Origin of the sequence: Paraburkholderia bannensis, assembly GCF_014200455.1 — a bacterium.
GTDB lineage: Bacteria > Pseudomonadota > Gammaproteobacteria > Burkholderiales > Burkholderiaceae > Paraburkholderia > Paraburkholderia bannensis_A.
In genome coordinates this window covers 45,538-69,161 of the sequence record NZ_JACHBW010000011.1, presented here as the reverse complement: position 1 = coordinate 69,161, position 23,624 = coordinate 45,538, and the positions used below count along the sequence as shown (strand labels likewise).

30 protein-coding genes and 2 pseudogenes are annotated in these 23,624 nt (G+C 60.5%); 17 read left to right on the top strand and 15 right to left on the bottom strand.

Annotation, left to right across the window (positions count from 1 at the left end; genetic code table 11):
- Positions 1 to 321 precede the first annotated feature (321 nt).
- From F4827_RS35985 to F4827_RS19125, 6 genes are all read left to right on the top strand, one after another.
- Positions 322 to 426 carry a hypothetical protein gene (locus F4827_RS35985; RefSeq protein WP_409258815.1) on the top strand — a complete coding sequence of 35 codons (105 nt, stop codon included), beginning with the start codon at positions 322 to 324 and terminating at the stop codon, positions 424 to 426.
- 470 nt (positions 427 to 896) lie between these two features.
- A complete protein-coding gene (locus tag F4827_RS19145) occupies positions 897 to 1,823 on the top strand; it encodes a LysR family transcriptional regulator (protein WP_183725959.1) in 927 nt (308 codons plus the stop codon).
- Positions 1,824 to 2,501: 678 nt separating this feature from the next.
- Positions 2,502 to 3,449 (top strand): cupin domain-containing protein, encoded by a 948-nt coding sequence (locus tag F4827_RS19140; protein WP_183725957.1) that lies wholly within the window; start codon positions 2,502 to 2,504, stop codon positions 3,447 to 3,449.
- Between the two features lie 555 nt (positions 3,450 to 4,004).
- Entirely contained in the window at positions 4,005 to 5,180 is a 1,176-nt protein-coding gene (locus tag F4827_RS19130; RefSeq protein WP_183725955.1) for a porin, read from the top strand.
- Between the two features lie 257 nt (positions 5,181 to 5,437).
- Positions 5,438 to 5,566, top strand: coding sequence for a hypothetical protein (locus F4827_RS35405; RefSeq protein ID WP_260175304.1), 129 nt, complete (start codon positions 5,438 to 5,440; stop codon positions 5,564 to 5,566).
- A 283-nt stretch (positions 5,567 to 5,849) separates the two neighbouring features.
- Positions 5,850 to 6,821, top strand: a complete 972-nt coding sequence (locus F4827_RS19125; protein ID WP_183725953.1) for an FUSC family protein — start codon at positions 5,850 to 5,852, stop codon at positions 6,819 to 6,821.
- A 33-nt stretch (positions 6,822 to 6,854) separates the two neighbouring features.
- Here F4827_RS19125 and F4827_RS19120 read toward each other — a convergent pair whose 3' ends face one another.
- Positions 6,855 to 7,172 carry a DUF4148 domain-containing protein gene (locus tag F4827_RS19120; RefSeq protein ID WP_183725951.1) on the bottom strand — a complete coding sequence of 106 codons (318 nt, stop codon included), beginning with the start codon at positions 7,170 to 7,172 and terminating at the stop codon, positions 6,855 to 6,857.
- Positions 7,173 to 7,803: 631 nt separating this feature from the next.
- Positions 7,804 to 7,944, bottom strand: coding sequence for a hypothetical protein (locus F4827_RS35980; RefSeq protein WP_183725947.1), 141 nt, complete (start codon positions 7,942 to 7,944; stop codon positions 7,804 to 7,806).
- Between F4827_RS35980 and F4827_RS35975 the strand changes: the two are divergent.
- Positions 7,931 to 8,113: pseudogene (locus F4827_RS35975) on the top strand (PAS domain-containing protein); the annotation flags it as partial. The gene F4827_RS35980 and the pseudogene F4827_RS35975 overlap by 14 nt on opposite strands.
- A gap of 301 nt (positions 8,114 to 8,414) precedes the next feature.
- On the opposite strand, the pseudogene F4827_RS19100 reads toward F4827_RS35975, so the two are convergent.
- The 4 genes and pseudogenes from F4827_RS19100 to F4827_RS19085 form a co-directional block, all read right to left on the bottom strand.
- Positions 8,415 to 8,513, bottom strand: a pseudogene (locus F4827_RS19100) (IS5/IS1182 family transposase); the annotation flags it as partial.
- A gap of 121 nt (positions 8,514 to 8,634) precedes the next feature.
- Positions 8,635 to 8,877 carry a hypothetical protein gene (locus F4827_RS19095; RefSeq protein ID WP_183725945.1) on the bottom strand — a complete coding sequence of 81 codons (243 nt, stop codon included), beginning with the start codon at positions 8,875 to 8,877 and terminating at the stop codon, positions 8,635 to 8,637.
- 51 nt (positions 8,878 to 8,928) lie between these two features.
- Positions 8,929 to 9,933 carry a hypothetical protein gene (locus tag F4827_RS19090; RefSeq protein WP_183725943.1) on the bottom strand — a complete coding sequence of 335 codons (1,005 nt, stop codon included), beginning with the start codon at positions 9,931 to 9,933 and terminating at the stop codon, positions 8,929 to 8,931.
- 49 nt (positions 9,934 to 9,982) lie between these two features.
- The gene (locus F4827_RS19085) at positions 9,983 to 10,576 is read right to left on the bottom strand and encodes a YSC84-related protein (RefSeq protein ID WP_183725941.1); all 594 of its coding nucleotides are present in this window, start codon (positions 10,574 to 10,576) and stop codon (positions 9,983 to 9,985) included.
- A 230-nt stretch (positions 10,577 to 10,806) separates the two neighbouring features.
- Between F4827_RS19085 and F4827_RS19080 the strand changes: the two genes are divergently transcribed.
- Together F4827_RS19080 and F4827_RS19075 are read left to right on the top strand one after the other, a co-directional pair.
- A complete protein-coding gene (locus F4827_RS19080) occupies positions 10,807 to 12,372 on the top strand; it encodes a PAS domain S-box protein (protein WP_183725939.1) in 1,566 nt (521 codons plus the stop codon).
- A gap of 144 nt (positions 12,373 to 12,516) precedes the next feature.
- Positions 12,517 to 12,699, top strand: a complete 183-nt coding sequence (locus F4827_RS19075; RefSeq protein ID WP_183725937.1) for a CsbD family protein — start codon at positions 12,517 to 12,519, stop codon at positions 12,697 to 12,699.
- Between the two features lie 309 nt (positions 12,700 to 13,008).
- Here F4827_RS19075 and F4827_RS19070 read toward each other — a convergent pair whose 3' ends face one another.
- The 6 genes from F4827_RS19070 to F4827_RS19050 all read right to left on the bottom strand — a co-directional run bounded on the left by F4827_RS19070 (position 13,009) and on the right by F4827_RS19050 (position 15,720).
- Positions 13,009 to 13,689: a hypothetical protein gene (locus F4827_RS19070; RefSeq protein WP_260175328.1), complete on the bottom strand. Its 681-nt coding sequence runs from the start codon at positions 13,687 to 13,689 to the stop codon at positions 13,009 to 13,011.
- Entirely contained in the window at positions 13,587 to 13,880 is a 294-nt protein-coding gene (locus F4827_RS35400; RefSeq protein WP_260175303.1) for a hypothetical protein, read from the bottom strand. Before F4827_RS35400 ends, F4827_RS19070 begins: the two co-directional genes overlap by 103 nt.
- 170 nt (positions 13,881 to 14,050) lie before the next feature.
- The gene (locus F4827_RS35395; RefSeq protein WP_260175302.1) at positions 14,051 to 14,359 is read right to left on the bottom strand and encodes a hypothetical protein; all 309 of its coding nucleotides are present in this window, start codon (positions 14,357 to 14,359) and stop codon (positions 14,051 to 14,053) included.
- A gap of 105 nt (positions 14,360 to 14,464) precedes the next feature.
- Positions 14,465 to 14,800 (bottom strand): hypothetical protein, encoded by a 336-nt coding sequence (locus F4827_RS19060; RefSeq protein WP_260184602.1) that lies wholly within the window; start codon positions 14,798 to 14,800, stop codon positions 14,465 to 14,467.
- 26 nt (positions 14,801 to 14,826) lie between these two features.
- Positions 14,827 to 15,240: an Hsp20/alpha crystallin family protein gene (locus F4827_RS19055; protein ID WP_183725933.1), complete on the bottom strand. Its 414-nt coding sequence runs from the start codon at positions 15,238 to 15,240 to the stop codon at positions 14,827 to 14,829.
- Positions 15,241 to 15,279: 39 nt separating this feature from the next.
- The gene (locus tag F4827_RS19050) at positions 15,280 to 15,720 is read right to left on the bottom strand and encodes an Hsp20/alpha crystallin family protein (RefSeq protein WP_183725931.1); all 441 of its coding nucleotides are present in this window, start codon (positions 15,718 to 15,720) and stop codon (positions 15,280 to 15,282) included.
- 196 nt (positions 15,721 to 15,916) lie between these two features.
- Here F4827_RS19050 and F4827_RS19045 point away from each other — a divergent pair, with 196 nt between their 5' ends.
- The 5 genes from F4827_RS19045 to F4827_RS19025 all read left to right on the top strand — a co-directional run bounded on the left by F4827_RS19045 (position 15,917) and on the right by F4827_RS19025 (position 19,541).
- Positions 15,917 to 16,555, top strand: a complete 639-nt coding sequence (locus tag F4827_RS19045; RefSeq protein ID WP_183725929.1) for a diguanylate cyclase — start codon at positions 15,917 to 15,919, stop codon at positions 16,553 to 16,555.
- Between the two features lie 171 nt (positions 16,556 to 16,726).
- The gene (groES, locus tag F4827_RS19040) at positions 16,727 to 17,047 is read left to right on the top strand and encodes a co-chaperone GroES (protein WP_183725927.1); all 321 of its coding nucleotides are present in this window, start codon (positions 16,727 to 16,729) and stop codon (positions 17,045 to 17,047) included.
- Positions 17,048 to 17,122: 75 nt separating this feature from the next.
- Positions 17,123 to 18,745 carry a chaperonin GroEL gene (gene groL, locus F4827_RS19035; protein WP_183725925.1) on the top strand — a complete coding sequence of 541 codons (1,623 nt, stop codon included), beginning with the start codon at positions 17,123 to 17,125 and terminating at the stop codon, positions 18,743 to 18,745.
- Positions 18,746 to 18,853: 108 nt separating this feature from the next.
- Complete coding sequence (locus F4827_RS19030; protein ID WP_183725923.1) at positions 18,854 to 19,108, top strand: hypothetical protein; 255 nt, start codon at positions 18,854 to 18,856, stop codon at positions 19,106 to 19,108.
- Between the two features lie 37 nt (positions 19,109 to 19,145).
- The gene (locus F4827_RS19025) at positions 19,146 to 19,541 is read left to right on the top strand and encodes a hypothetical protein (protein ID WP_183725921.1); all 396 of its coding nucleotides are present in this window, start codon (positions 19,146 to 19,148) and stop codon (positions 19,539 to 19,541) included.
- Between the two features lie 55 nt (positions 19,542 to 19,596).
- On the opposite strand, the gene F4827_RS19020 is transcribed toward F4827_RS19025, so the two are convergent.
- On the bottom strand, positions 19,597 to 20,679 hold the full coding sequence (locus F4827_RS19020) for a diguanylate cyclase (RefSeq protein WP_260175301.1): 1,083 nt from the start codon (positions 20,677 to 20,679) through the stop codon (positions 19,597 to 19,599).
- A gap of 335 nt (positions 20,680 to 21,014) precedes the next feature.
- On the opposite strand from F4827_RS19020, the gene F4827_RS19015 reads away from it, so the two are divergent.
- The 3 genes from F4827_RS19015 to F4827_RS19005 all read left to right on the top strand — a co-directional run bounded on the left by F4827_RS19015 (position 21,015) and on the right by F4827_RS19005 (position 22,619).
- The gene (locus tag F4827_RS19015) at positions 21,015 to 21,452 is read left to right on the top strand and encodes an Hsp20/alpha crystallin family protein (RefSeq protein WP_183725919.1); all 438 of its coding nucleotides are present in this window, start codon (positions 21,015 to 21,017) and stop codon (positions 21,450 to 21,452) included.
- A 29-nt stretch (positions 21,453 to 21,481) separates the two neighbouring features.
- Entirely contained in the window at positions 21,482 to 21,895 is a 414-nt protein-coding gene (locus F4827_RS19010; protein WP_183725917.1) for an Hsp20/alpha crystallin family protein, read from the top strand.
- A 154-nt stretch (positions 21,896 to 22,049) separates the two neighbouring features.
- A complete protein-coding gene (locus F4827_RS19005; RefSeq protein WP_183725915.1) occupies positions 22,050 to 22,619 on the top strand; it encodes an Hsp20/alpha crystallin family protein in 570 nt (189 codons plus the stop codon).
- Between the two features lie 116 nt (positions 22,620 to 22,735).
- Here the strand turns inward: F4827_RS19005 and F4827_RS19000 are convergent, their stop codons facing one another.
- Together F4827_RS19000 and F4827_RS18995 are read right to left on the bottom strand one after the other, a co-directional pair.
- Entirely contained in the window at positions 22,736 to 22,993 is a 258-nt protein-coding gene (locus tag F4827_RS19000; RefSeq protein WP_183725913.1) for a hypothetical protein, read from the bottom strand.
- Positions 22,994 to 23,029: 36 nt separating this feature from the next.
- Entirely contained in the window at positions 23,030 to 23,533 is a 504-nt protein-coding gene (locus F4827_RS18995; RefSeq protein ID WP_183725911.1) for a hypothetical protein, read from the bottom strand.
- Between the last annotated feature and the right edge of the window lie 91 nt (positions 23,534 to 23,624).

Genomic DNA, 23,624 nt, shown 5'->3' with positions numbered 1-23,624 from the left:
TGATGAAGTCTATTTTTTTAAATTAGAATAAATAAAAATCAAATATTTTTGCTTGATTGTAAGCGAGATGAATTGTCAGGAATTTCGCGTAGCGCATTCGAGTTACGTAGCTCGGGACTTTGCAGTCAATCCGCTGCCGCCAACCATGCATCGATCCTGCAGTCCGGAGCGTTCGATTCGAGAATGGCGGGATCGGCAACTTTGTCTCCGCATCGCAGCATGGCGCGAATGATGTGCTGAGCCTCGCGCAAACCGGCTACGAAAACAGCATCCTCGCGACGCAGGTCTACGGATCGGGCAACGACGGATACGTGACGCAGAATGGTATTGGCAATAGCGTTACCCTTGGCACAGCAAGGTAACGGCAATTATGCAAACATCCGCCTGACCGGCTCCAACAATACCGCAACGGTGAACCAGCGTTAATTTTTGCTGATGCTGATACTGATGGCGGGCCGGAGCGGCATCGCTCTGGCCCGCCTTCTGGCCGCTGATTGATACTGCGGTTGCAGCGTGCCGCGCCGAAATAAATTCATCGTGTTCCCATGCGTTGCTTTACACCGGCTATCACGTCTGCCTCGGTCGTCACATGCCGGTTGTCCGCGCAGGACTGTGCGCTTGTGACTGGAGCATTGAGGGCAATCTGAGGCGCAAGCTCGAACCGTTCAACCGATGCTTCGATGTTGAGCAAAATACCCGGCTGCCATTCTTCTGATAGCGGCATATCGCCAGGCGCGACGCCCGGCCAGCATTGGTAAATAGCCGCATTTGGCATCACAGAAGATCAGCTTTGCAAAAATAGGATGGCTCTGATGCTCGCAGGGACGTACACTCGCGGCGGAGCTTTTTTGCCGTAAGCTTCGACTGTACGCTCCTGTTTTCTGGACACCCACCTGATGGACTACTTCTCCGCGATGCGGGCGTTTCGCTACGCAGCCGAACTGGGCAGCTTCAGTCAGGCGGCCGCAAAACTCGGCGTCAAAACCTCAACCGTCTCCCGTAGCGTTAGGGATCTCGAACAAGATCTTGCGATCGCACTCTTCAACCGGTCGACACGCGGCCTGGTTCTGACCGAAGGCGGTCGGGTGTTTTACGAGCAAACGCTGCAGGTCCTGCAGAGCCTCGAAGAAGCACGAGCGGTCACGGCGGCCTTGAATAGCTCGCCGCGCGGCCTCTTGCGTGTGACCATGCCCACGGCGTTCGGCCGGCGCCACATCATCCGCCATCTGCCCGAATTTCTGGAGCGCTTCCCCAAAATCGACGTCGACGCTGTCATGACCGACGAAGTCCTCAAGATCATCGACTCGGGCATCGATCTGGCCATCCGGATCGGCGCCTTGCCCGACTCGCAACTCATGGCGCGCCGACTGGCGCCGCACCGGCGCGTCGTCTGCGCCAGCCCGCGGTACGTGGCCCGGACCGGAACCCCGTCTTCTCCTGAGGATCTGTCGACACATGTGACGCTGCGCTTTCCGCTTGCGGCGGACGACCGCTGGATCTTCGTCGACCGAACCGCCAGGGCAGAGGCCAGTCAGCTCACGGTGCGCCTGGGAGGGCGAATTCGCGCGGACGACACGGAAGCGCTTCTCGACCTTGCAATCGCCGGTTGCGGTGCCGCATTGCTGCCAACCTGGGCGATTGGCGACGCCGTGCGCAACGGGCAACTCGTCAGGCTGCTACCGGAGTGGGAGGTCCAACCCACAGCCGCTACGCCAGCGATCTGGGCAGTTTATCCGCCCAAGAAAACGGTCTCGACGAAAGTACGCGCCTTTATCGACTTCTATGCGGAATTATTCAGCAAAGAAGACTATTGGGACCTTTAATTGCTGGCGGCGCTTGTCTTCGCGTAACGCCGAGCAAAGGGGGCGAAATAACGAGGCTTAAGGGACGGGCCAGGCTATGGCCATGCAAGGTACGTCTTGAAAGCATTCATGAATGCCCTTCAGAATTCATCGGGATCTCGATAAATTGCAGCTGCAAATACTGACAATATTTTCGCTGCATTTATAGCAAGAAAAACAGAGCCGATCGATCAATAGCGTTATCCAAGTTGCGCAATGCTGCTTTTCCCAATGGCATGGCGTCTATCATGGCGAGGCGCTAGCGCGGCAGCCTGTCTTCGAAGGTCGTTCTGGGCCTTCACATAGGCCTTGCCGAGGATGTCGAGGGTGTGTTCCTGCTGGAGACGGTTCTCCTTTCCTTCGATGCCGTTGGCCCTTGCCCGCAAAGCAGATCTCTGGCGCTAGCTGTTGTTCTTGCCTTTTGTCGGAATCTCGCCGATTCGACTGCAATTCGGTACGCACAGGAAGCGTTCTAGCCAAAGGCTACTACCGCGTTTCCTGTCACGCTATCCCCTTTGCGCAAAGCTGATTTTTCGTTGGCGCAGTTCTGGCCGGCCGGCGATCTCCCTATATTGACATCGACACTGCGTCCGTCTGTCACACACGTGCGCGACACGCAATGTTTGCGACCGCATTTAAACGTTAGTAAGGATGTCTCCCATGCTCGAAAAAACCGCTATTTCCTCTCTTCGTCTCGACGACGATGCCGCGATGCGCGACGCTGAATATTTTGAATACACCAGCTCGGCCAACCCGATCGGCGCGAAACTGATTTCGCGCGTGCCGTATCATTCGTTCCATTCCGAGCTCTACGACAGCGGTTCGACACGTATTGTGCCGCTTGATCTCTCGAAGGATCTGGGCGTTGATTACCCGGCGACCGGCCCCGGCCTGCTGGCGAATTTCCTGCGTATCGAAGGGGGCGAAAAGCTTTCGCTCAATCCGAACGCTACCTCACAGGTCTTCTACGTGCTGGAAGGTAAGGGCACGGTCTCGCAGGCCGAGTCGGCGTTCAGCTTCTCCGAGGGCGACTTCTTCGCGCTGCCCGGCGGTGACGAAGCTGTGTTGGCCGCTGATGCCACGGCGCGCATCTACTATGTCAACGATGGCCCGCTGCTCAACTACCTGGGCACGCAGGTGTCGCGCCAACGTTTCCAGCCCACCCTCTATCCGGCTGACCGCGCGAAGGAGGAACTCAAGAAGGTCGCAGCGGCACCGGGCGCTAGCCAGCGCAATCGGATCAGCGTGTTGCTCGGAAACGCTAATTTCCCGCAGACGCGTACCGTTACCCACTCGATGTGGGCCATGTTCGGCGTGGTGGCGCCCCATACGGTGCAAAAGCCGCATCGCCATCAGTCGATCGCACTCGACTTCATTCCGGATTGCAAGCCTGGTGTCTACACCCTGGTTGGCACGGAGATCGACGAGGAAGGCAACATTGTCGATCCGGTGCGCGTCGACTGGACGCCCGGGATGGCATTCGTCACGCCTCCGGGTTACTGGCATGCACACTTCAACGAGTCGGATGAGGTCGCATACGTCATTCCGCTTCAGGATGCCGGTCTGCAGACTTATCTGCGTTCGCTCGACATTCGTTTCGCACGCTAAAGCATAGACGTAGCACACGAGAAGTCCGGCCCGCCGGACTTCTCGTGCCAACCGTTCGTCCACGGCAGACAAATCCGCGATCAGCCAAAGCGCTGATTTCGTGACGTCGCGACACCTAACCGACATTTTCGGGTGACGACGTTAACTTCCAGCAAGGTGCCGCACGGTTATGCAAGGCTCGCCGTGGCGCGGCAGCAAGGATTTCGGTGGTCTCTGCGTACTGTCCTACGGGTGGGACATGCTGGTCGTGACAGTGTGCGCGCCAGTTTTCTATTACCGGGGCGCGGGCGCGGGTTACCGTACTGAATACCTCGATGGGATTGAGCGTCTGATTGAATTAGACATTTCCAGAAATTCTGGCAATTGAAAAGAGCCTTGTTTGGCCGGAGTTTTCGCCGAATGTGCCGTACGCCACGCATGAGAAATATACAACAGCGATTAAAGAACGCTGTGCAGAAAAAATGCAACGGACTATTCTCCCGGTGAAGTTCACCTGTTCTATTTTTGTGAAGAATTGAACGAGTTGGGACGTATTTAATTATGGTCAGGACGAAAATGAAGAAAGTCGCAATCTCGGCTGCTGTAGCTGCGCTTTTCGGTGTTGCTGCGTCATCGGCTTTTGCACAAAGTTCAGTCACGCTGTACGGTCTGGTTGACAACGCTATCCGTTATCAAACCAACGCCGCCCCCGGCGGCGGTGATCAGGTTTCCATGACCTCGGGCCCGGAAACTCACAGCCGTTGGGGCTTGAGGGGATCCGAGGATCTGGGGAACGGGCTCTCCGCGATCTTCCGCCTGGAAAACGGTTTCGAAGCATTTGATGGACAACTCCACCAGGCTAACACGTTGTTCAGCCGGCAGGCCTTCGTGGGGCTGTCGAGCGACAAGTGGGGCGCACTGACCTTTGGCAAGCAATATGCGCCCGCTTACGATACCCTGGGCGATATTTTCGACCCGTTGACGGTGGGTAACTACTGGCAAAACAGCTGGATGTACAACGGTATCGGCAGTTATCTGGAAGTCAACAACTCGGTCAAGTACAAGGGCACGTTTGACAACCTCGCGATCGACGCCCTTTACGGCTTCGGTAACCAGCCCGGTGCAGTGGGTCTCGGAGCGACCTATGCCGTGGAATTGACGTACTCGTATGGTCCCGCCATGCTGAACGCCGGCTTCCAGCAGGTCTCCGTGCCGACATCTGCGACCGGCTCATCTGTTGGCAACAATATCGGCAGTGCAATCAATGGCGGCAAGACCAATTTCTTTCACATCAGTGGCGCGTATCAGGTCAACCACGATGTCCGCCTGCTCGCCGGCTGGCTGCACGGGCAGGACCAGACGGGGTTGACCGACTACAATATGCAGCAAAATGGGGCGCCGCAACTTCATGGTTACAGCCCTGACCGTATCGACGATACGTATTATGTCGGTGCCAACTGGCAAGCTAGCGCTCCGCTGCTGTTCACGTTTGCGTATTACTACGGCAAGACGCGCAATGCGCTTCTGCTCGACGGTCACCTTGGAAGGGGCGTGAACCAGTCGGCCAGTATTCTCGCCGAGTACTCGTTCTCGAAGCATACGGAAGTCTACGCAATCACCGACTGGTCACGCGGCACCGGTGCCTTCGCTGCCGACTATCCGGGTGGAGTCGATGCCGCCAACGTACCGACCAACTCGATTGGTAGAACGAATCAACTGGGTGTGGCGGTCGGGCTTCGCAAGATGTTCTAGCATGTCCTGTACTCCCCGGCTTGACCCGCGCCGGGGAGAGCTGGCCTGTGCACGCCCAGGCGGTGACACCGCAGAAGGCGATCTAACCCATACCGCAGGTGTCGCTTGAGTTGTAAAGGCCTTCAGGCATGAAAGGCTCGATCAGGTCAGCGCGTTGATCCGCTCGATTTCGCAGTGCGCCGGCAGCCATTGTCCCTGCAGCCGGATGCCGTCGCGCTCGCCTTCATAAGCTGTGCGATGGCGTGGAGTTTTCCATCATGAGCGAGCCACAGGCAATGAGCGAGCGGGTGATTCAGGACGTGGTCGCTGCTTTTTTTTCATGCGCATCAGGATGGCAGAAGGGGGTGGCCGAAGCGGTCGCAGAAGGAATCGCCGCATCAGCGTAATTTTGATCGGTTATGATCGGGCAAACCCGGGCCGCCTGCTGCGCGTCGTACCCTCGACGCCGTTGGTGCGCGCGCCGGAAGTACGTTGCGCCGGGCGCACGCCATACCGGAGATCCCGGCATGAGTGCGCATAAAGCGTCCACACAATGCCGGGCTGTCATGCCCGAGAGTCGGCCACGGTCACAAGCCGGGTTGCCGACACGTACGGATATCGTCGACCATGATCGCCGCCTGCTCACGCGCGTTGAATCGCGCACTTGTCCAGGACCCTGAATTCGCGCGTTTGCGCGCAGCCGCGCGTTCGACGCTAGCTTGTCTGCTGACGGCGGGTGTCGGAGTGCTGTGGGCTCTCCAGCATCACGAAGCGCCGACGCTTGCGGTGCCCGGCGCGTTGTTCGCGATGATTGCGCCTTTATTTCTTCGTGAAGCGCGCTGGTCTAGCTGGCTCACCTCGCTCCTCATTCTCTATTTCTGCACCTGCGCTTCCTTTGGCGCTGCGGCCGCGGTTGCCTCGCAACCTTTGCTGCGCGGCGCCGGGGCACTGCTCGTGGTGTTCGTTGGCATGCTGTGCCAACCGTTAGGCGTGCGTGCGGTGGGCGCCGCGCTGCTCACGCTGGTTTCCTTTTACCTCGGCCTGTACCTGCATCCTTCCCATGCACAGCTCATGGAAATGCTCGCCGCGATGGCCATGGTGCCGATCATCCTCGCGCTCGTCGGCCGCGTCGTCATTCCGGTGGAACGAGACTGCGCGGTGCCGCCTTCGTTCACGCTCGCGCATCGGCTTCGCCTGCTTGCATGGCGGCCGGCCCTGGTCGCCACCGCCGCGGCACTGCTCGCCATGCTGGCAGGCGGCGAATTGTCGGAAGATCGCTCGATGTGGGCGGTCATCAGCACGTTCGTCGTTTTTTTTGGGACGACTTCGTATCAGGGCACGCGCGCTCGCGTCATGAAGCGCATTGCGGGCACGTCGGCCGGCGCGGCGGCCAGCGTGCTGCTCATTGCCTTATGCGGCCACCAACCCTGGGTGCTCGTGGCCGCGACGGCACTATCGGTTTTCGGCTGGGCCTATCACATTCTTCATGAGTATGGGAGGGGCGTGTTCTTTATCACCATGGTCGTCGGGCTCGTTTATGCCCAGCTCGGTTTCGACATCGTGCCGCTTGCGAAATTGCGTATCGAGGAAGTATTCGCCGGGTGCTTCGTTGCGCTCGCCGCAGCCATGGTGCTGATGCCATCCTCTACCGCACGGACGTGAGCGACGAACCTGCGCGTATCGCGCTGCTGCACTTTAGTGGTGCTGGTAAATCGGCGCAGAGTAGGACGAGAGCCGAACGTCGTGCGGCGCACCGGCGTCCGACGACGCGTTGGTGGCGCCACCATAACCGCTCGTATTGCCGTTCGTCGCGGCAACCTTGGCTTCTGCGGCCTGAATGTCTGCCGGGTAGTTGGGGTCTTCGCCACGGGCCGGGTTGTAGCCGGCTTTTTCAAGCTGGACCAACTCGGCGCGAACTTGCGCACGGGTGATCTGGCTATTCGACTGGGCGAACGAGGTAAGCGGTGCGACGATAGCAACTGCGACTGCAACGGACTGGATCAGCGATTTCATGATTAACTCTTTCCCATAGGTTTTTTGTGGGCCCCGCGGGCAACGCGATGGCGCTCCATAAAAGTCTAAGCTCACGAGTGGGTTTGGGTTAACCCTCAATTGCCGATAGCATTATTCCGGAATCAAACAGAGTCATATCCCCGGGGTACTTCCCCAGCGTTCTGCCGGTCGGTCTGATGGCAGCCGCCGAAGTCAAAATGCTTTCATTCAGGCATCCTGCGGATTCGATGAACCGCCCGATCGATCGCATGCCGCGAGCGTGGCGCCCGCGCGCGTCAGCAAGAGCCGCACCGCTCCGCGGTCGTCTGCGCACCGCTGGCTCGTGATCAGATTCTTCGCTGCCAGCACGGGAACCCCGTGGGAGATATGGCTGCTGTCCCAGTCGAGGCGTCGGGCCAGTTCCGTGCAGGTGAGAGGGGCAGAGCCTGCCTGCCAGGCAGAGCATGGCGCGCGCATGCGCTAGTGATACGCCAGGCGCGTGCTGGACGTCATCGGTGAGCGCGATGTTCTGGCTCAGCCGTTGCGCGTTGATAGCGAGCAGGGCGCCGCGCTCAAGCAGGACCGCGTGGCGAGCGTCCGTCACCACGAGGCGGCTCGCGACGCCGCGTTGGTACTGCGCCTGCGCGCTCGCCTAGGCGAACGACACGGCCTCGATCCTCTGCGTTTGCAGGTTCGTCTCTTCTTCGAGGTCCTGCAAGCTGTTGCCCGTCACGGCCACGTCACGTACCGCGTCGAGTACGGACTGGTTGTAGTGCTCAATCAGGGCATTCATCGAAGTCTCGGGGTACACGCGTGATGAGCTTGTCGGCCAACCACACAATCTGATCCGCCATCCAGACGTGCCGTCTGCGGCCTTTGCGGATAGGTGGGCGACGATCAAGGCTGGCCGCTCGTGGTCTGCGCTTGCGAAGAACCGCCGCAAGAATGGCGACTTCTATCGGGTACGCGCAAACGTCACGCCGATCGTTGAAAGAGGGGCGACAGTTGGTTATCTCAGCGTGCGCACGAAACCTTCACGCGATGAAGTGCGCGATACCGAGGCGCTTTATGCCGAACGGCGCAACGGCATTGCGGCGAACCGATTCCTTATTCACGGCGAAGTTCGCAGGCGCGGCATGGGTGGAATGTTCGACGCGATGATGCGCCTGGCTGGTGGCAAACAATCTGTGCTGGTCAGCGTCGCGGGAATGAGCGTCCCGTTGCTCGCGGGTCTGCTGTTCAGCGAACCCATGCATGGATGCAGCCCGGAAGGCTCGGTACGCTCGCCGTATCAATGCTTGCGCGTGCCCAGTCAGTCTGGTGATGCTCGCGCAGTCGACGAAGCATCGCCAGATGCAGTTTAGGTTTTCGACCGGAACGCCCTTTCGGAACGAAGAAAGTCGTCTAATACTATGCGTGGTTCCGCGGCTCCAGAGGAACCGTGTTCTGAGCACGTAGTCTCACGGGGGGCAGGTACCGCCACTCAATGAGATTGCTCTTCGCGAGCGCTATTCTGTGCGGCGGCAGCTTTCTCCTTTTTCCTGGCCTCATGATGGCCGACCGCACATCCCAAGGCAGCGCCGGCGATGGCATGGTGGCCGGCGACATGGCCCGCTACGCCCCCTACCGCAGCGCCTTTGAGGCAACCACTGCCATACGCGGCTGACGTCGAGACCAGCACCGAAACGACGGTGAGCAGGGAAAAAATGGCAGTACGTGTTTTCATCGGCAATCCTCTTTTATCATTAAACACGCTGTTCGAGCCTTCACGCCTGGCTCAGTGAATGGTTTCTTCAACGGCTGGCGCAGGTACTTCACTGCTCGTACGTTCTCCGAACAGGCCTGCAACCGTCGCGACAACTGCGCCGAGCAGCAGAACAATGGCGGCCGTCCACGCCACCCGGCTCACACCGGCCGATGCCGCGTCGCCAGCCTCGCGGGCCTTCTGTTCGCCCGTTTGCTCCAGTTCGTGCAATTGCTGCAGAGCCTGGTTGTAAGTCTGTTCATAGTTATCGGCGATCTGTTCGGCGTCCTGCCGGGATTTGCCGGTGCGAGCGACGATGATGTTCACGAGCGCATCGCGGTCAGACGCATCCATCGCGGGTTGGGCCTTCTGTTTCAGCCGCGCGAAAAAATCCTTCAGATCAGAACCGGACGACCGCGGGTTGGCAGCAGCATTGCTTGCAGTCGAGGCGGCATCCGCGGCTGCGGAGCTTGCGGCCGAAGCAAGTTGTGAAGGGGCGAGTGCGGATTTGCCCGACTGACTCAGCAGGGTTTCGATATTCGCCTCGACATCGTCGATATTCGGCGAAATGCCATTCCTGCGCAGCGCTGCCGTGGCGCCCGATGCGACCGTCGGCGCCACGGCGGCGATTCCCTGACCGGCAAGGGACAGGCCGCGGCCCGCTACATCCGACACGGTGCCGATCGCGCCGCTGGCCACGCTTGAAACCAGATAAGCGGTGGTAAGCGTGGTCAACGACCAGCACAAAAAGCCATGCAGTGCACCTTGACGCGGCGCGGAGCGGCCGGCGAAGAACCCGCCAGCCACCAGCGCCAGCAGCGTTGAGACAGCGACCCAGATGCTGGCGGCCGTACCGAATCCGCTGAACGGGTTGCGGTTGCCGAGCGGGTCGAAGGCGCTCGCACCAATCGCGGTGCCGAGCACGGCGAGAAACAGATAGGTGGTCATCGCAATGACAAAGCCGACGAACACCGCGCTCCACGAGAGGCGCGCCGGAATCAGGGGGACGGGTTGGTGGATCGAATCAAACTGGTTCATCAGAAAGCTCCATGAATGTTCGTGTGGGAAGCAAGGCCAGCCTGTTCGACTAGCGCTTCACACGGGTGACCTTCGTGCCTTCGATTGAGACGCCAGCCATCAATCCAGCGTTGGTCAGCACGAAGACCTCGATCGGACTGGTTGCGCTCGAAGTGTCGAGTTCACCGTTCGCGCCGACCTTGAACACAGCCACGGTGGCATCCGCGCCGGCTGCCCAGCCGTCCAGATGCCTGAAGCGGGTGAGCGAGTCTTCGGTAAGGAATGCGAATATCAGTGCTTTCGACTGCACACCGATCTGCGGACCAAAGGAGCCGCCTGCGGTGCTGTAATAACCCTCGGTGCGTCCGCCGACGCGCAATGCGCCTTCGCCGTACTGCGCACCCACGAGGAAGCCTGCCGAGGCCACGGACGGAAACACGAGCGCGCCGTGCGATTTGCCGATCAGCTCCCTGGACCCTTTCACCGTTGCGTAAAGCCGCTCGATGGTCGCGTTGACGTCGGCGTCGATCGCGCGATCATGCTCTGTGATCGACGCTGCTGTGTGCGCACCCGACGGTCTGGTCGTGGTGCAGGCGCCGAGGCAAAGCACGCCGATAGCGGCGCCGCCTGCTGCAATAAACTGTCTTTTGCCCGGTCTGAACATTTTTTCTCCCCAGCATGGCATCAGGTATGGCATCAGGTTGAAACGGAAACGATGCACAGTGTAGGCAGGGGGCGGGCGATGGCGGATGATGCATTCGCACCTTGGCGCCTGGTGCGAATGACAGGGTGGGGCAGGCTTTGCAGTGCGGCGAAGCTGGTGTCAAACTCCGCTTAGCCGACCGCCGCCGTGTGGGCGAGGCGGGCGCCTGGGTGAAATGGGAGAAAACGAAGATGAGCGATGCCCTTGATGATCGTGAGGCCGCTGCGCAGGCACTGACCGACGATAAGGTGCTGCGTAAGCAGACCGACCGCAAGCAGTTGCATCAGATCATAAGCGGCCTGACCGAAGGCGTCATTCTGGTGGAACCGGACCAGACGATCGTGTGGGCCAATCAGGCCGCACTCGAAATGCACGGCGCGCAAGAGCTGGCTGATCTCGGGACGAATGTCGACGAGTATCGCGAACGGTTCCGGCTGCGCTACCGCAATAACCATCCGGTGCAGCCCGGCAGCTATCCGATCGACCGGGTGATCGCGGGCGAAAGCTTTAGCGACGTCATCGTCGAAGTCAGCCGGACCGACGATGAAGAGTCGCATTGGGTTCACCGCATTCGCAGCCTCGTGCTGACCAACGCGAACGACGAACCCGATTGCCTTGCGCTGATCCTTCACGACGCGAGCGACTGGGCGAGCGCCGAGCAGCGTTTCGAGAGAACGTTCAACGCCAATCCCGCTCCCGCACTGATTTGCCGACTGCAGGATCAACGCTATATCAAGGTCAATCAGGGTTTTCTGGAGATGACCGGATATGTGCGCGAAGACGTCATTGGCCGATCGGTGTTTGAACTCGACGTGTTCGAAGCCGCCGAACGGCGCGAGCTTGCCATCGAGCGTTTGAGAGAGGGGGCGACCATCCCCCAGATGGAGGCGATACTGAAATTGCCGGAGGGCATTTCGAAGTTTGTGGTGGTTGCCGGGCAGCCGATCGAAATAGGTGATGAGGCCTGTATGCTGTTCACCTTCATGGATCTGGAGCCGCGCAAGCGGGCGGAGACGGCGCTCAAGCAGAGCGAGGAGCGCTTTGAGCGCTCGTTCCGGATGAACCCGATTCCAACGGTGCTCTACGCGGCCGATGGCGGCATGACGCTCGATATCAACGATGCATTCACGACCACGACGGGCTTCAGCACCGAACAGATTGTAGGCAAGCGTATCGATGAAGTGAAGTTGTGGATCGATGACGCGGACGTGAAGATCGCCGATTTGCTGCAACAGTCCGGCAGTCTGCGCAGCGTCGAATTCCGGATCCGCGCCGAAGACGGGAGCGTGCTCGATTGTCTCGTCTCGGCGGAGCCCGTGACCATTCACGGCACGGAGTGTGTCCTGATGGCGATACTGGACATCACCGACCGCAAGCGTTCAGAAATGGAGTTGGTGTCTGCGATCGAGACGGTCATGCAGGACGCCTCGTGGTTCAGCCGGACTCTGATCGAGAAGCTCGCAAATGTTCGCCGCGCCAATGCGCCGGATGCCGGCGCTCATTTGTCGGATCTGACTGCGCGAGAATGCGAGGTCTTCGAGCAATTGTGCAGAGGACTCTCGGATAAGGACATCGCGAAAGCGTTGGGTCTGTCGCCTGCCACGGTACGCAACCACGTGGCCACGATCTACGCGAAGCTCGACGTCCATAGTCGGGCGGAAGCCATCGTGTGGGCGCAAAGCCGTGGGCATTTCGGCAAGGCGGCTACGGCGGCACGTCAGAGCGGCGGTTCTGCGAGGCGTGGGAAGGGCCAGTGACGCGGCTTCCTCGTGTGGCAAATGCACTGGTTCAGATGATGCATTCGCTTCTGTTGCGCTGTGCCGGATGTGGCGATACTGGATTTAGTCCGTAGCGAGTTGCGCGACGGATGCAGACAACCCATCTTTAACCTGGAGGTAATCATGGACAAAAATCGTATCGAAGGCGCTGCCAGGCAGGTGAAGGGATCGATCAAGGAAGCGATCGGCAAAGTGACGGGGGACCGCGCGACCCAGGCGGAAGGGGTTGCCGAGAAAACCGCCGGCAAGGTCCAGGCGAATGTCGGCAAGGTGGCCGATAACGTCAAGGACAAGCTGAAGAAGTGATGTGCACTGACTGAAGCGCCGAGCCCTGTGTACTGTGTACGCACTACGCACGCAAGGCGTTTCGTGGTCAGGCGCTTCGCTGTCTGACTGTCTGCCAGGTAGCGGTGACTGTGGGCTTATCAGCTCAAGTCATTGCTACCCTGGCAGGCAGTCGCATTGCGAGCGCTGCGCATGAGCGGCGAAAGGCCTTTGCACCAGCCAGGACATTGCCGCTCAGGTAGTCGGGTCGAGTTGCGAAGGCCTGACCTTTGCTCGGATATCGTCGGTCTCTTTCAAAGCTGGTAAAGGCTGCTGGGTGCCATGACAAATTTACTGCTCGCGTTGGAGCGAGGTACGTGTTTGGCGATCCACGTCGCGGTTGACCGGCAGGCCTACAGCCGAGAGCAGGCATCGAGCCTGCGCGAAGCCGCTCTCGGGATAGCGCTCGAAAATCTGGTTGAACTCATCGACAAGCGGACGGGCACGCTCGGGAACGGGCGCGTCCGGCCCAAGCATCAAGGCGGTTTGTCCGAACTTGACTGGTCCGGCCTTTATCAGGGCGCGTAGCCTGGAATTCGCGCCGCCACGCCCGAATAGCTCCACGCCGTACGCGCGGATCATGGCGCGCACGATCGCTTCAGCAGCGGGCGTGAGCGGCGGCATAGCTTCGACCAGGCGCAAATGCGGTGAGCGCACATCCGGCCCGGTGAAACGTTCGATATTGTCGATATCGGCTTCCAGACGCTGTACCGGCAGATCCGCGCTGAAGAGCAGGAGCCGGATACGTTCATAAAGCACGTCTTTGTCGGGATCGATGACTACGATGTCCGTCATTCTCTTTTCCTCGAAGTAGCTTGAACACAGATGGTTCCGCAGGCTTGGCGCAGCAGCATCGGATCGACGATCAATCAAGTCGCGTTTTTTCGCCTCGAGTGCGCTCGGCGTTCGCTGAATGGGAGCGAGGTCCGTCGTACATACCGGTCCGACACGACTGAGCGTTGCTGTATCCATGCGAGCGCGAGTTCCAACGCTTTATCGCATGCCTCCCCGGGGTTCGCGAAGTTCCCGTCCACGCCGAGCGTGCGCGTGTCGCCAGCCCGATCGGTGACGATCGCTGCTGCTGCGTAACGGCCCGTCCCGGTAGCGGTGACTACCGGCCGGACCTCGCAGCCGTGATACTCGATGACTTTGTCGACATTCATATCGCACCTCCGGCAGGTGACTACTTCCAACGCGCCGCGGCGACGCAGTTTCTTTTATTGTTCGATGCGACACACGGCATCTAACATTCAAGCACAGGCTTAGGCTGCGCGTCCTGCGGCCACACATCAAGGCGAGGAAGACAAGCCTGGCGTTGCGATCGCGCTGCCATTCAACCTGCGCGTCCCGGCACCATGATATCCGTGGCCTGGCTGCCGGGCAGGGTGGGAATATCCGATCGTTCGCCTCCCCGCTTGCCGGTCGTCCCTCGGCCTTGACGGGACGCACCGCCCGGGTGGAGCGCGTCGAGGAACATTTGGCCCTTCCCGGTAAGGTATGCGCGTCGCGCGCCTGCGCCGCAGTGTTCCAGCATGACCAGCTGGCGTTCGAGCAGCGCGTCCAGCTCGGCGCGATCCATGTCGAGCTGGTCCGGCGCCTGACGAACCAGCATCAGGGTCGCAAATTCGTGTGGACTGAGCATTTTCTTCTCCCGTCAAGCAGGGGCCGGAAACAAGGGGCGCCCTGCAGAAAAACGAAACGTAGTGCAAGCCAGACAGGGGCTGCGCCACCATGCAACGTGGCACTGTCACGCGACGAATCGCGCCGGCGAACCCGTATCGTTCAGACAGCCCGCGTTGATCGCGCGTATCGCGTACTCGATCGTCTCCCGGTGCGCCTCGTCCGCGCTTCTGCAGTGCTGGGCGTAGCGCGGCAGATGCCAGTCCGCGACCGTGTGCTGCGCACGCCGGATGCGCACAGTGGCCATGTACCTGTCTGGCCAGCCTGCCGGCAACCCGCAGTGTCTGACCGCAAACGCGAAGGTCTCGATCATGAAGCCCTTCCAGCTTTGGCTGCGTACGTTGTCCATAAAATTCTCCGCATGACTGGTGACGCGGCACAGGCCGTGCGTGCCACGCTGCATAAGCGGGCCTTCTTCCGTGCGGATGCCTAACCAACGTTCACTTGAATGCGTCGCGGCTTCGCATTTTCACGGCGAGGTATCGTCAGTTTCAGCACGCCGTCGCGCAACTGCGCATCGATGCGCGAGACGTCGAAATCCGGGCTGAGCGTAAAGGCGCGCCAGAAGTGCGGGTGGCGCACTTCTCCATGCTGCAGGCGCAGCCCGGATGGCGTCGGGATCACTGCCTCGGCCTCGATGTTCAGGCTGCTATCCTGCACCCTCACGTCGAGCTTTTCGCGCGGCACACCCGGCAGGTCTGCAAAAAGCGTGATGCCGTGACTGTCTTCGACGATGTCTACCGCAGGTGCGATACGGAAAGGTGGTTTCGCAGCATGCGCAGCCTCGTGCGAGGCAACATCGGCGTGTGATTCGCGGCTGATCAGTTCAGTGCTGTCGTTCATGATGTCCTCCGTGCTTTCTCGTACTCATCGCCGCCAGACTCATTGGACGGCGATGGCGCGTGGCTTTGATGCCTCGGAACGTCCAACGCTCACCGTCAGACAACCGTTCACGTAGCGCGCACTGACCTTGTCGGGGTCCGCGTGCTGAGGCAACTCGATCACTCGGCGGAACGCTCCCATGAAGCGCTCGCGGGCGTACACGCGCGTTTCGTCCCCGCTTCCCGTCTCGCCAGGGCTGCGTTCGCCGCTGATGGTGAGCAGTCCCTTGTCTATCGAGACGTCGATCGACGCCGGATCGAGTCCAGGCGCGAACGCGACGATCTCGATGCTGTCGTCGGTACTGCCAACGTTGACGGGAGGAAAGGTTTCGCTGCGCGTAGCGCGCAGGCTTGCGGGAAATCCCGCGAAGGCGCTGGCGATCTGCCGTTGCAGGCGGTCGAATTCGCCAAGCAGATCGGTGCTGTAGAAAAAGTCGCTCATGACTGGCTCCCTGAAACGGGGCCGCGCACGCGAGACGAATGGAACCACGCGCTCCAGTCCGCCTGCCCGTGGGAAACCCCGCCGACAAACAAATCGAAACACGCAGCGCTTGATTGCGACTGCCTGAGCGATGCTTAAAATAGCGCAAGGACCGGAAATTTCAAGTAGCCCTGCAACATGTCAACCGGGAGGTTTCATGGACCTTTTCGACAGGCTTCAGGAGCAGATCGACGTCGTGCGTTTGCCGCTCTTTGCGGTCACTGTCACGGCGGCGGCGCGGGTGAATACGCCACTCATCGCAATACTTCACTGGCACGGATTCCGGCGCGCCACGCCGCTTGTCCTGCCGGGCATCGAGATCCCGCCGCGACCGGTTCCCGTGTCGGTTGTCCGGATCGACGCACCGTGGCACAACTTCGAGACCGTGGACGCCATGCTGCTGGATGCGGCCTGGCAATCCGGCGCGTGGGACATCGAGCGCATCGAGCGGCGCGGCTGCAACACCATCGGCGCCAGCGCAGCCGAGGCGCTTGCCTGCCGGCAGGCGTTTGGCGACTACGAAGGGGATGAAGCGTGCAACACGAGGCTTCTCGATGACGAAACGGATCGCGCCGAGCTGATGCAGCTTGCGGCGCGCAGCGGCTATCTGCGCTGGCTTTTCCGCCCGGTCAAGGGCGGCCTGTGGGGCTTGCTCAATGAACCGGACGATACCGTGGATCCCGATGGTGGTCGCCGGCCGCCGTGTCCCGTCCTGCCTGTGCCACGCCGCCGCGAAGGGCGTGGCCGCACGGTTTATCGCCTTGGTGCGGTGCATCGTATCCTGCTGCCGGATTGAAACAATTTGTTACAAATAGGCGATTTCACACCCCCTTGAAGCAGGCGAGCAACGCCCCTACTTCGATTCCCGCCAGATTCTGGCACGGCTGTACCGCAGCGCTGTGCGCGTTGCGGCGCCTCGCAGCCGGATTCCTTCATTGGTGATCCTTTAATCGCTCAGGAGATGAGAATGCAGATTCGTCCCCTCTACGACCGGGTTATCGTCAAGCGAATCGAGACGCAGCGGACGACGGCCTCGGGCATCGTGATTCCCGATTCGGCGGCAGAAAAGCCCGAACAGGGCGAAGTCATCGCGGTCGGCAGCGGCCGGCTGCTGCAGGATGGAACGCTTCGCGCGCTCCAGCTCAAGGTTGGTGATCGGGTCCTCTTCGGCAAATACGCAGGCCAGACCGTCAAGGTCGATGGCGAGGAACTGCTCGTCATGCGCGAGGAGGACGTCATGGGCGTCCTCGACACCGACGACGCCAGCGCCGCCCGCAAGGCCGCCTGAACTTTCGACCGGTCGCGGACACCCGCGCGGTCGTTCGCGACGTGTTGAGTCAACGACTTTACCCGGAGCAAAAACATGAGTGCCAAAGACGTCAAATTCCATGACAGCGCCCGCGCCCGCATCGTCAAGGGCGTGAACGTGCTCGCCGATGCCGTGAAAGTCACGCTCGGACCCAAAGGCCGCAACGTGCTGATCGAGCGCAGCTTCGGCGCGCCCACCATCACGAAGGATGGGGTGTCGGTCGCGAAAGAAATCGAGCTGAAGGACCGCTTCGAGAACATGGGCGCGCAGATCGTCAAGCAGGTTGCATCGAAAACCGCAGATGTGGCCGGGGACGGCACCACCACGGCAACCGTGCTTGCCCAGGCGATCGTGCAGGAAGGGATGAAGCATGTCGCCGCGGGCATGAATCCGATGGACCTGAAGCGCGGTATCGACAAGGCGGTCGCCGCCGTGCTCGACGAACTGCGCAAGCTGTCCAAGCCGATCTCAACGAACCGTGAAATCGCCCAGGTCGGCTCCATCTCGGCGAACTCTGACGAGGCAATCGGGAAAATCATTGCTGACGCGATGGAGAAAGTCGGCAAGGAAGGTGTCATCACCGTCGAGGATGGCAAGTCACTGGAGAACGAGCTGGACGTGGTCGAGGGCATGCAGTTCGACCGCGGCTATGTGAGTCCCTATTTCATCAACGATCCGGACAAGCAGGCCGCGTATCTCGACGACGCCCTGATCCTGCTGCACGACAAGAAGATCTCGAACATCCGTGACCTGCTGCCGGTGCTCGAAGCGACCTCGAAGGCGGGCAAGCCCCTGCTTATCGTCGCGGAAGATATCGATGGTGAAGCACTGGCCACGCTTGTGGTGAACGCAATGCGCGGCATCCTCAAGGTCGCCGCCGTCAAGGCGCCGGGCTTTGGCGACCGCCGCAAGGCCATGCTTGAAGACATTGCGATCCTCACGGGCGCGACCGTCATCTCGGAAGAAACCGGCAAGCAACTGCAGAAGACGACGCTCGACGACCTCGGGCGTGCAAAACGCGTCGAAGTCCGCAAGGACGACACGATCATCATCGATGGGGCGGGCGACGAGCAGCGCATTGAAGCGCGCGTGAAGTCGATCCGTGCGCAGATCGAGGAAACGACGAGCGACTACGATCGCGAGAAGCTGCAGGAGCGCGTCGCGAAGCTCGCAGGCGGCGTGGCCGTGATCAAGGTCGGTGCGGCCACCGAGGTCGAGATGAAGGAGAAGAAGGACCGCGTCGACGACGCGCTGCACGCTACGCGCGCGGCGGTCGAGGAAGGCATCGTGCCGGGCGGTGGCGTTGCGCTCATACGCGCGCGTTCGGCCGTGACGAGCCTCAAGGGAGTCAACAGCGATCAGGACGCGGGCATCCAGATCGTGCTGCGCGCACTCGAAGCGCCGCTGCGCGTGATCGCCTCAAACGCTGGCGATGAGCCTTCCGTGGTCATCGCGAAGGTGCTCGAAGGCAAGGGCAACTTCGGCTATAACGCGGCCACCGGTGAATACGGCGATCTCGTCGAGGCAGGCGTGGTCGATCCCACCAAGGTCACGCGCACGGCGCTACAGAACGCCGCGTCGATTGCCGGGCTGATCCTGACGACCGATGCGACGGTCGCGGAAGCACCGAAGGACGACAAGCCCGCGCAGGCACCGACGCCAGAGCTGGAGTACTGACCCAACTGTAGTTCCTGCATGCGCCGGCTAATAGTCGCGGCCGGCGCAATCCATTCGGCGTCGCACGTCGCCCCCGTCATGCGGCGCCGTTTTTTTTCGATGACGACCATGAAACTGGAACTCTCCATCGACTCGAAGCCGCTGACCATTGAAATTGATGATGTCATTGCGGGACTGCTTGCGGCTCGCCTGAACCTTCCGGCCGGGGTCAATCAGGAAGTGCTGCTCGCTGGCTATCTTAGCGAGAAGGGGGAGCCGTGGACTCTAGACGAAGATCATATGCGTCGTCGTGTCCTTCGCCGGTTGATTCTGGATATCGCGGACCCTGCACTCGTGATAAAGCATCTGATGGCTGATAAATGAGCCGGGCTGTGAGTTATTCCACCTGATCAACATCACGATGTCCGGCTTTTCTGGTCTTCCCACGCGCTCATCGGGTCGACTTCCCAATGGGGTGCTCAGTCTGGACTATCTCAAGTTTCTGCAACTGTCGGTGAATCCGGAGCTTGCCGATGCGAGGATACGGGATGCTGCTGCGCTGGAGCACGCCATGGCCGCTGTGCGCAGTGGATCAATGCGCACGGAGCATCCAGCCATGAAGGTTTTCTTTGATGGCTGTCAGTTCTGGCTTGCCAGCCATTTCCACCGCTATGAGGCAGCACGCCGTCTAGGTGCACGGCATCAGGAATTCTGGTGTGAGATTCAGCCTGGATCGAAGGACGACGCGTTGCGATATGCGTCGAAACATTCAGGCATCCCATGTTTATGTCGCGACCATTCGTGCGCGACGGGCTGACTGCCGACCATCACCTCGTCGAGTCCGGCTGCCGCCCGGTTCCCTTTCGAGCGCATCAGGGTGCGGTTCCCGATTCGCAGCCAGATAGACAGGGCTTGCAGCCTGCAACGACGAGGTTGCGTCCGCGGCGCTTCGCGTCATAGAGCGCAGCGTCGGCGTCACTGATAAGGGTGTCCGGATCCGGCGTTCCGTGTTTGACGGACGTCACTCCAACGCTCGCCGTCACCGCGATAACCTCGCCCTGAACTTCCACGGGTGTGTCGCCAATCGTGCGGCGGATTTTTTCGGCTACGTGTGTCGCATGGTCGAGCGGCGTGCCCGGCAGCAGCAGCGCGAATTCCTCGCCGCCGAAGCGCCCGAAGATGTCTTCTTTTCGCACCACGCCCGCTACACGCTGCGCCATGGTGCGCAACACGGTGTCGCCGGCCACGTGGCCGAAATCGTCGTTGATTTTCTTGAAGTGATCGAGATCGAACAGCAGCACCGAAAGCTCGCCGCCGTAACGCTGCCAGCGCGAGAATTCCTCGGCCAGACGTGTCTCGAAGTAGCGGCGATTGCCTATGCCGGTCAGACCATCGCGGTTGGCATATTCACGCAGCCTGGAGACGGCATCCTCGCGCTCTCGCTGCATCACGCTCACGTGGGTCACGTCGGTGATCGTCACGCACACGGCGATCACTTCGCGATCGCGCAGAAGCGGGATGAAGGTACAGTCCTGCTGCATGTAATCGACGCCGCCCGTAATGGGCCGGTCGTGATCGAAGCGGAACAGGTAGGGGCGCTGCTCCCACGAGCTGAAGGCAAAGCCGCCAAGCTGGAATACGCTTTCAACCTTGCGCTCAAGCCAGGCACGCGGCAGTTCGGGAAAGCGCTCAAACACCGGGCGGCCGATCACGTCTTCGGCGTCAACGCCGCTGTGATCCTGCATGAACCGATTCCACAACAGAACATTGAGGTTACGGTCGAGTACGAAGATCCCAAGGTTCAGCCGCTCCACAACAAGCTGGGTCAGCAAGGCATCGCCCTGAAGCGCATCCGGAATCGATTGCTCGTTAGCGACACCGGCTTTATCGTTTTCTGGGTAGCGAATCATCTGTATCGCTCTGGTAAAAGAGTGCGTGCATGCGCGTGTCTGCAAGCGCCTCTGATCGCGCCTTCGGACGCGTTGTGCTGTTCAGGGGGCACCATCTATGGGCTCCGCCGGCGAGATTCAAGAGCCAGAAGAGCGTTCCATGGTCTCTTTTGTACCTGCGATTGAGCGGGCGCGCGCCCTTGTGCACAGCCTGCACACCTCTGCTCCGGGCACCCCTTGAAATTTTTCATTCTTGCGCTATTTTAACGATCGTCCAGCAGCCGCGATAAGCGCTGCGTGTTTCGATTTGTTTGTTTGCGGGTTTCCTGCGGACGGGCGGACTGGAGCGCGTGGTTCCATTCGTCCTTCCGTGGCGGCCCCGGTTTTCAAGGAGCCAGACCATGAGCGATCCCTTCTTCAGCAACGACCTGCTCGCCGAGTTCGACCGGCTGCAACGGCAGGTAGCGAGTCTTCTTCCAGGGTTGCCCTCAAGCCTGCGCGCGACGCGCAGCGAGACCTTTCCGCTTCTCAACATTGGCGGCACGGACGACAGCGTTGAAGTCGTCGCATTCGCTCCCGGCATCGATGCTTCCAGGCTCGATATCACGATCGACAAGGGACTCTTGACGATCAGTGGTGAACGCAAGCCTGCGCAAGCGCAGGGCGATGAGGCCCGGGTATATGCGCGGGAGCGGTTCATGGGCGCATTCCGGCGGGTCATTGAACTGCCGGAGCATGCCGATCCCGATAAGGTCACCGCGCGTTACACAAACGGATGTCTGACTATCAGTATTGGACGTCTGGAGGCTTCCCGGCCGCGTGCGATCTCAGTCCAGTAATTCATGAAACCAGCAATAAGGAGTCACTCATGAACGTTAGCACCGATCTCGCCCCTCGCCAGTCCAGCAACGGCACCGCAGCGCCGACCGGTGCGCAGGCGGCCAGGCAGGTAACCCGGGTCGCGCCGCCGGTCGACATCCTGGAAGACAGCCAGGGCATTACGCTATTTGCCGATCTGCCGGGTGTGCCCCGGGAAAAACTGGATGTGCGGGTGCAGGACGGCAGTTTGACCATCGAGGCGGAAGCCGTCATCCCGTCGCCAGCCGGTTTGCGACTCCAGCACGGCGAAGTGCGGCACCCGCATTTCTGGCGCGCATTCAAGATCGGTCCGGACTTCGACGTTGCTGGCATCGATGCGCAGTTGCGAGACGGGGTTCTCAAGCTGACCATTCCGCGACGGGAGCAGGCGAAGCCGCGCCGTATCGAAGTGAGCGTGGATTAACAAGTTGCGCGGCAGGTCCGAACATTGTTCCACTGCATTGCCCGCTCCGTTGATGCCGGGTTCGTCGCCAGGCGTGTTTCGGGGCGGGGCGCAGGTACCAGGTCGGCGATCGAATTGCCTGCGATCTTCGTCCCCTGTTTTGGAGGCCTGTACCATGAGTCTTGAGCCGAACAAATGGAATCCCTTCAAATTTCTGCGAGGGAGAACGGGCGAGTCCGACGCCGAGCGGCTTGAAAGCTCTCGGACAAACGCAAGAGAGCAGTCGAGAATCCCGTTGTCAGACGTTGCACGGGTGTTGCTGCGTGAACCATGGCGCGCGATCGAGGAATTGATCCACGATCCCGTTGACGGACGCAGTGCGTTGGAGCGGTGGTTCGGTGATTTCAGTCCTTCGCGCTTTCAGCCCCGCATTGATGTCGTGGATGAAGGACCGGTTCTTCGCGTTACGGCTGAACTGCCTGGCATTGAGCGCGAGGACGTACAGGTGAGCGTCGAGGGCGGTGCAATCGTGCTGCGCGGCGAGAAGAAGCAGGATGTGCACAGGGAAGAAAATGGTTGCTACAGGCTGGAGAGAGCCTATGGACGCTTCGAACGCACGATTCCGATGCCCGAGTACTCCGATCCAGGTCGAGCCCTCGCGAAATTCGATAACGGTGTCCTCACTTTGACCATTCCGAAAACGGAGCCTGTGCAGGCAGCCAGCACCCCGATCGATATCGCCTGACTTCCGGCGCCACTCAATCCGCCATCCGTACCCGGGTACCGGGAGCGGCTGCCGCGCCCAGTGGTCTTCCTCGCGCCTGATCCCGGCTTCCCTTGCCGTTTGTCCTGTCCGAAATATCAAAAGCACCGGCTCTCGCCGGTGCTTTGTTTCCAGCACTCCTGAGGCCGATCAGATGAGCGGATCGTGCGCGTTGCCACCGCTGTGGAGGCCACCATCACCTCGGGTCCGGGGCCGTCGCCGGTTACGCCACGAGGATCTGCGCGCCGGTCGTAGCCGAAAGTGGAATATGTACAGTCATGTTCATCGCCTGATTGGTCGTGGCCGAAGAACATCAGCACCGGGCATGCCCGCGATCCGCCGTCGGTCGAAACCATCGAAAATCGCCGGGGCGGCCCACGGGTCGATCGAAGCTATTGCACTTTCGCGTCCTCCCGCTTCGCTTTCTCCATCGCCTCCGGTTCCAGCTCTTCCGCGGAGCGGTTGAGGTGAACAAACACGCCCCAGGCTGCCAGAAGCGCGGCGGTGGCAACAATCAGCTCCGCGGCATACCGTAGTTCGGATGGCTGCTGATGTAGCGCCTTGAATGTTGCAACAAGGCCCTCTATGGCCAGCGCGACGACCACTACAACGAGGAAGCGGGACATGAATCGCCGGACACGTGTCGGTCCGCTGACGTCAGCCTCGCGGATCACTTCCTCTTCCACAATGGTCTCGGCGATCTGTATGGCGACGACAGCGCCGGCTAGCAGCCCTATCGCCTCAATGATGGACTGCGCGCTCATCTGATCCCACTGACCCGCGAACGCCGCCCATCCAGTTCGTGCGGCAATCGCAATCAGCATCAGCGCCGCGACAGTGAAAAGGGCTGCCATGAGCGCATGGACGATCGTAAAGCAGCGCCAAAGAACGTTCATTGTGTGGCTCCATTGAGATATCTGAAGGCGTGAGGTATTGCCGTGCTCGATGCTTCAATCGTCACTTGACCGAGTGTGGCCACGCGCTCAA

Excerpts from the sequence above, each read along its gene's own strand:
- F4827_RS35985 (WP_409258815.1), top strand. The coding sequence starts at position 322 with ATGGTATTGGCAATAGCGTTACCCTTGGCACAGCAAGGTAACGGCAAT.
- F4827_RS19145 (WP_183725959.1), top strand. The coding sequence starts at position 897 with ATGGACTACTTCTCCGCGATGCGGGCGTTTCGCTACGCAGCCGAACTG.
- F4827_RS19140 (WP_183725957.1), top strand. The coding sequence starts at position 2,502 with ATGCTCGAAAAAACCGCTATTTCCTCTCTTCGTCTCGACGACGATGCC.
- F4827_RS19130 (WP_183725955.1), top strand. The coding sequence starts at position 4,005 with ATGAAGAAAGTCGCAATCTCGGCTGCTGTAGCTGCGCTTTTCGGTGTT.
- F4827_RS35405 (WP_260175304.1), top strand. The coding sequence starts at position 5,438 with ATGAGCGAGCCACAGGCAATGAGCGAGCGGGTGATTCAGGACGTGGTC.
- F4827_RS19120 (WP_183725951.1), bottom strand. The coding sequence starts at position 7,172 with ATGAAATCGCTGATCCAGTCCGTTGCAGTCGCAGTTGCTATCGTCGCA.
- F4827_RS35980 (WP_183725947.1), bottom strand. The coding sequence starts at position 7,944 with ATGAATGCCCTGATTGAGCACTACAACCAGTCCGTACTCGACGCGGTA.
- F4827_RS19095 (WP_183725945.1), bottom strand. The coding sequence starts at position 8,877 with ATGAAAACACGTACTGCCATTTTTTCCCTGCTCACCGTCGTTTCGGTG.
- F4827_RS19090 (WP_183725943.1), bottom strand. The coding sequence starts at position 9,933 with ATGAACCAGTTTGATTCGATCCACCAACCCGTCCCCCTGATTCCGGCG.
- F4827_RS19085 (WP_183725941.1), bottom strand. The coding sequence starts at position 10,576 with ATGTTCAGACCGGGCAAAAGACAGTTTATTGCAGCAGGCGGCGCCGCT.
- F4827_RS19080 (WP_183725939.1), top strand. The coding sequence starts at position 10,807 with ATGAGCGATGCCCTTGATGATCGTGAGGCCGCTGCGCAGGCACTGACC.
- F4827_RS19075 (WP_183725937.1), top strand. The coding sequence starts at position 12,517 with ATGGACAAAAATCGTATCGAAGGCGCTGCCAGGCAGGTGAAGGGATCG.
- F4827_RS19070 (WP_260175328.1), bottom strand. The coding sequence starts at position 13,689 with ATGGATACAGCAACGCTCAGTCGTGTCGGACCGGTATGTACGACGGAC.
- F4827_RS35400 (WP_260175303.1), bottom strand. The coding sequence starts at position 13,880 with ATGAATGTCGACAAAGTCATCGAGTATCACGGCTGCGAGGTCCGGCCG.
- F4827_RS35395 (WP_260175302.1), bottom strand. The coding sequence starts at position 14,359 with ATGCTCAGTCCACACGAATTTGCGACCCTGATGCTGGTTCGTCAGGCG.
- F4827_RS19060 (WP_260184602.1), bottom strand. The coding sequence starts at position 14,800 with ATGCAGCGTGGCACGCACGGCCTGTGCCGCGTCACCAGTCATGCGGAG.
- F4827_RS19055 (WP_183725933.1), bottom strand. The coding sequence starts at position 15,240 with ATGAACGACAGCACTGAACTGATCAGCCGCGAATCACACGCCGATGTT.
- F4827_RS19050 (WP_183725931.1), bottom strand. The coding sequence starts at position 15,720 with ATGAGCGACTTTTTCTACAGCACCGATCTGCTTGGCGAATTCGACCGC.
- F4827_RS19045 (WP_183725929.1), top strand. The coding sequence starts at position 15,917 with ATGGACCTTTTCGACAGGCTTCAGGAGCAGATCGACGTCGTGCGTTTG.
- groES (WP_183725927.1), top strand. The coding sequence starts at position 16,727 with ATGCAGATTCGTCCCCTCTACGACCGGGTTATCGTCAAGCGAATCGAG.
- groL (WP_183725925.1), top strand. The coding sequence starts at position 17,123 with ATGAGTGCCAAAGACGTCAAATTCCATGACAGCGCCCGCGCCCGCATC.
- F4827_RS19030 (WP_183725923.1), top strand. The coding sequence starts at position 18,854 with ATGAAACTGGAACTCTCCATCGACTCGAAGCCGCTGACCATTGAAATT.
- F4827_RS19025 (WP_183725921.1), top strand. The coding sequence starts at position 19,146 with ATGTCCGGCTTTTCTGGTCTTCCCACGCGCTCATCGGGTCGACTTCCC.
- F4827_RS19015 (WP_183725919.1), top strand. The coding sequence starts at position 21,015 with ATGAGCGATCCCTTCTTCAGCAACGACCTGCTCGCCGAGTTCGACCGG.
- F4827_RS19010 (WP_183725917.1), top strand. The coding sequence starts at position 21,482 with ATGAACGTTAGCACCGATCTCGCCCCTCGCCAGTCCAGCAACGGCACC.
- F4827_RS19005 (WP_183725915.1), top strand. The coding sequence starts at position 22,050 with ATGAGTCTTGAGCCGAACAAATGGAATCCCTTCAAATTTCTGCGAGGG.
- F4827_RS19000 (WP_183725913.1), bottom strand. The coding sequence starts at position 22,993 with ATGGTTTCGACCGACGGCGGATCGCGGGCATGCCCGGTGCTGATGTTC.
- F4827_RS18995 (WP_183725911.1), bottom strand. The coding sequence starts at position 23,533 with ATGAACGTTCTTTGGCGCTGCTTTACGATCGTCCATGCGCTCATGGCA.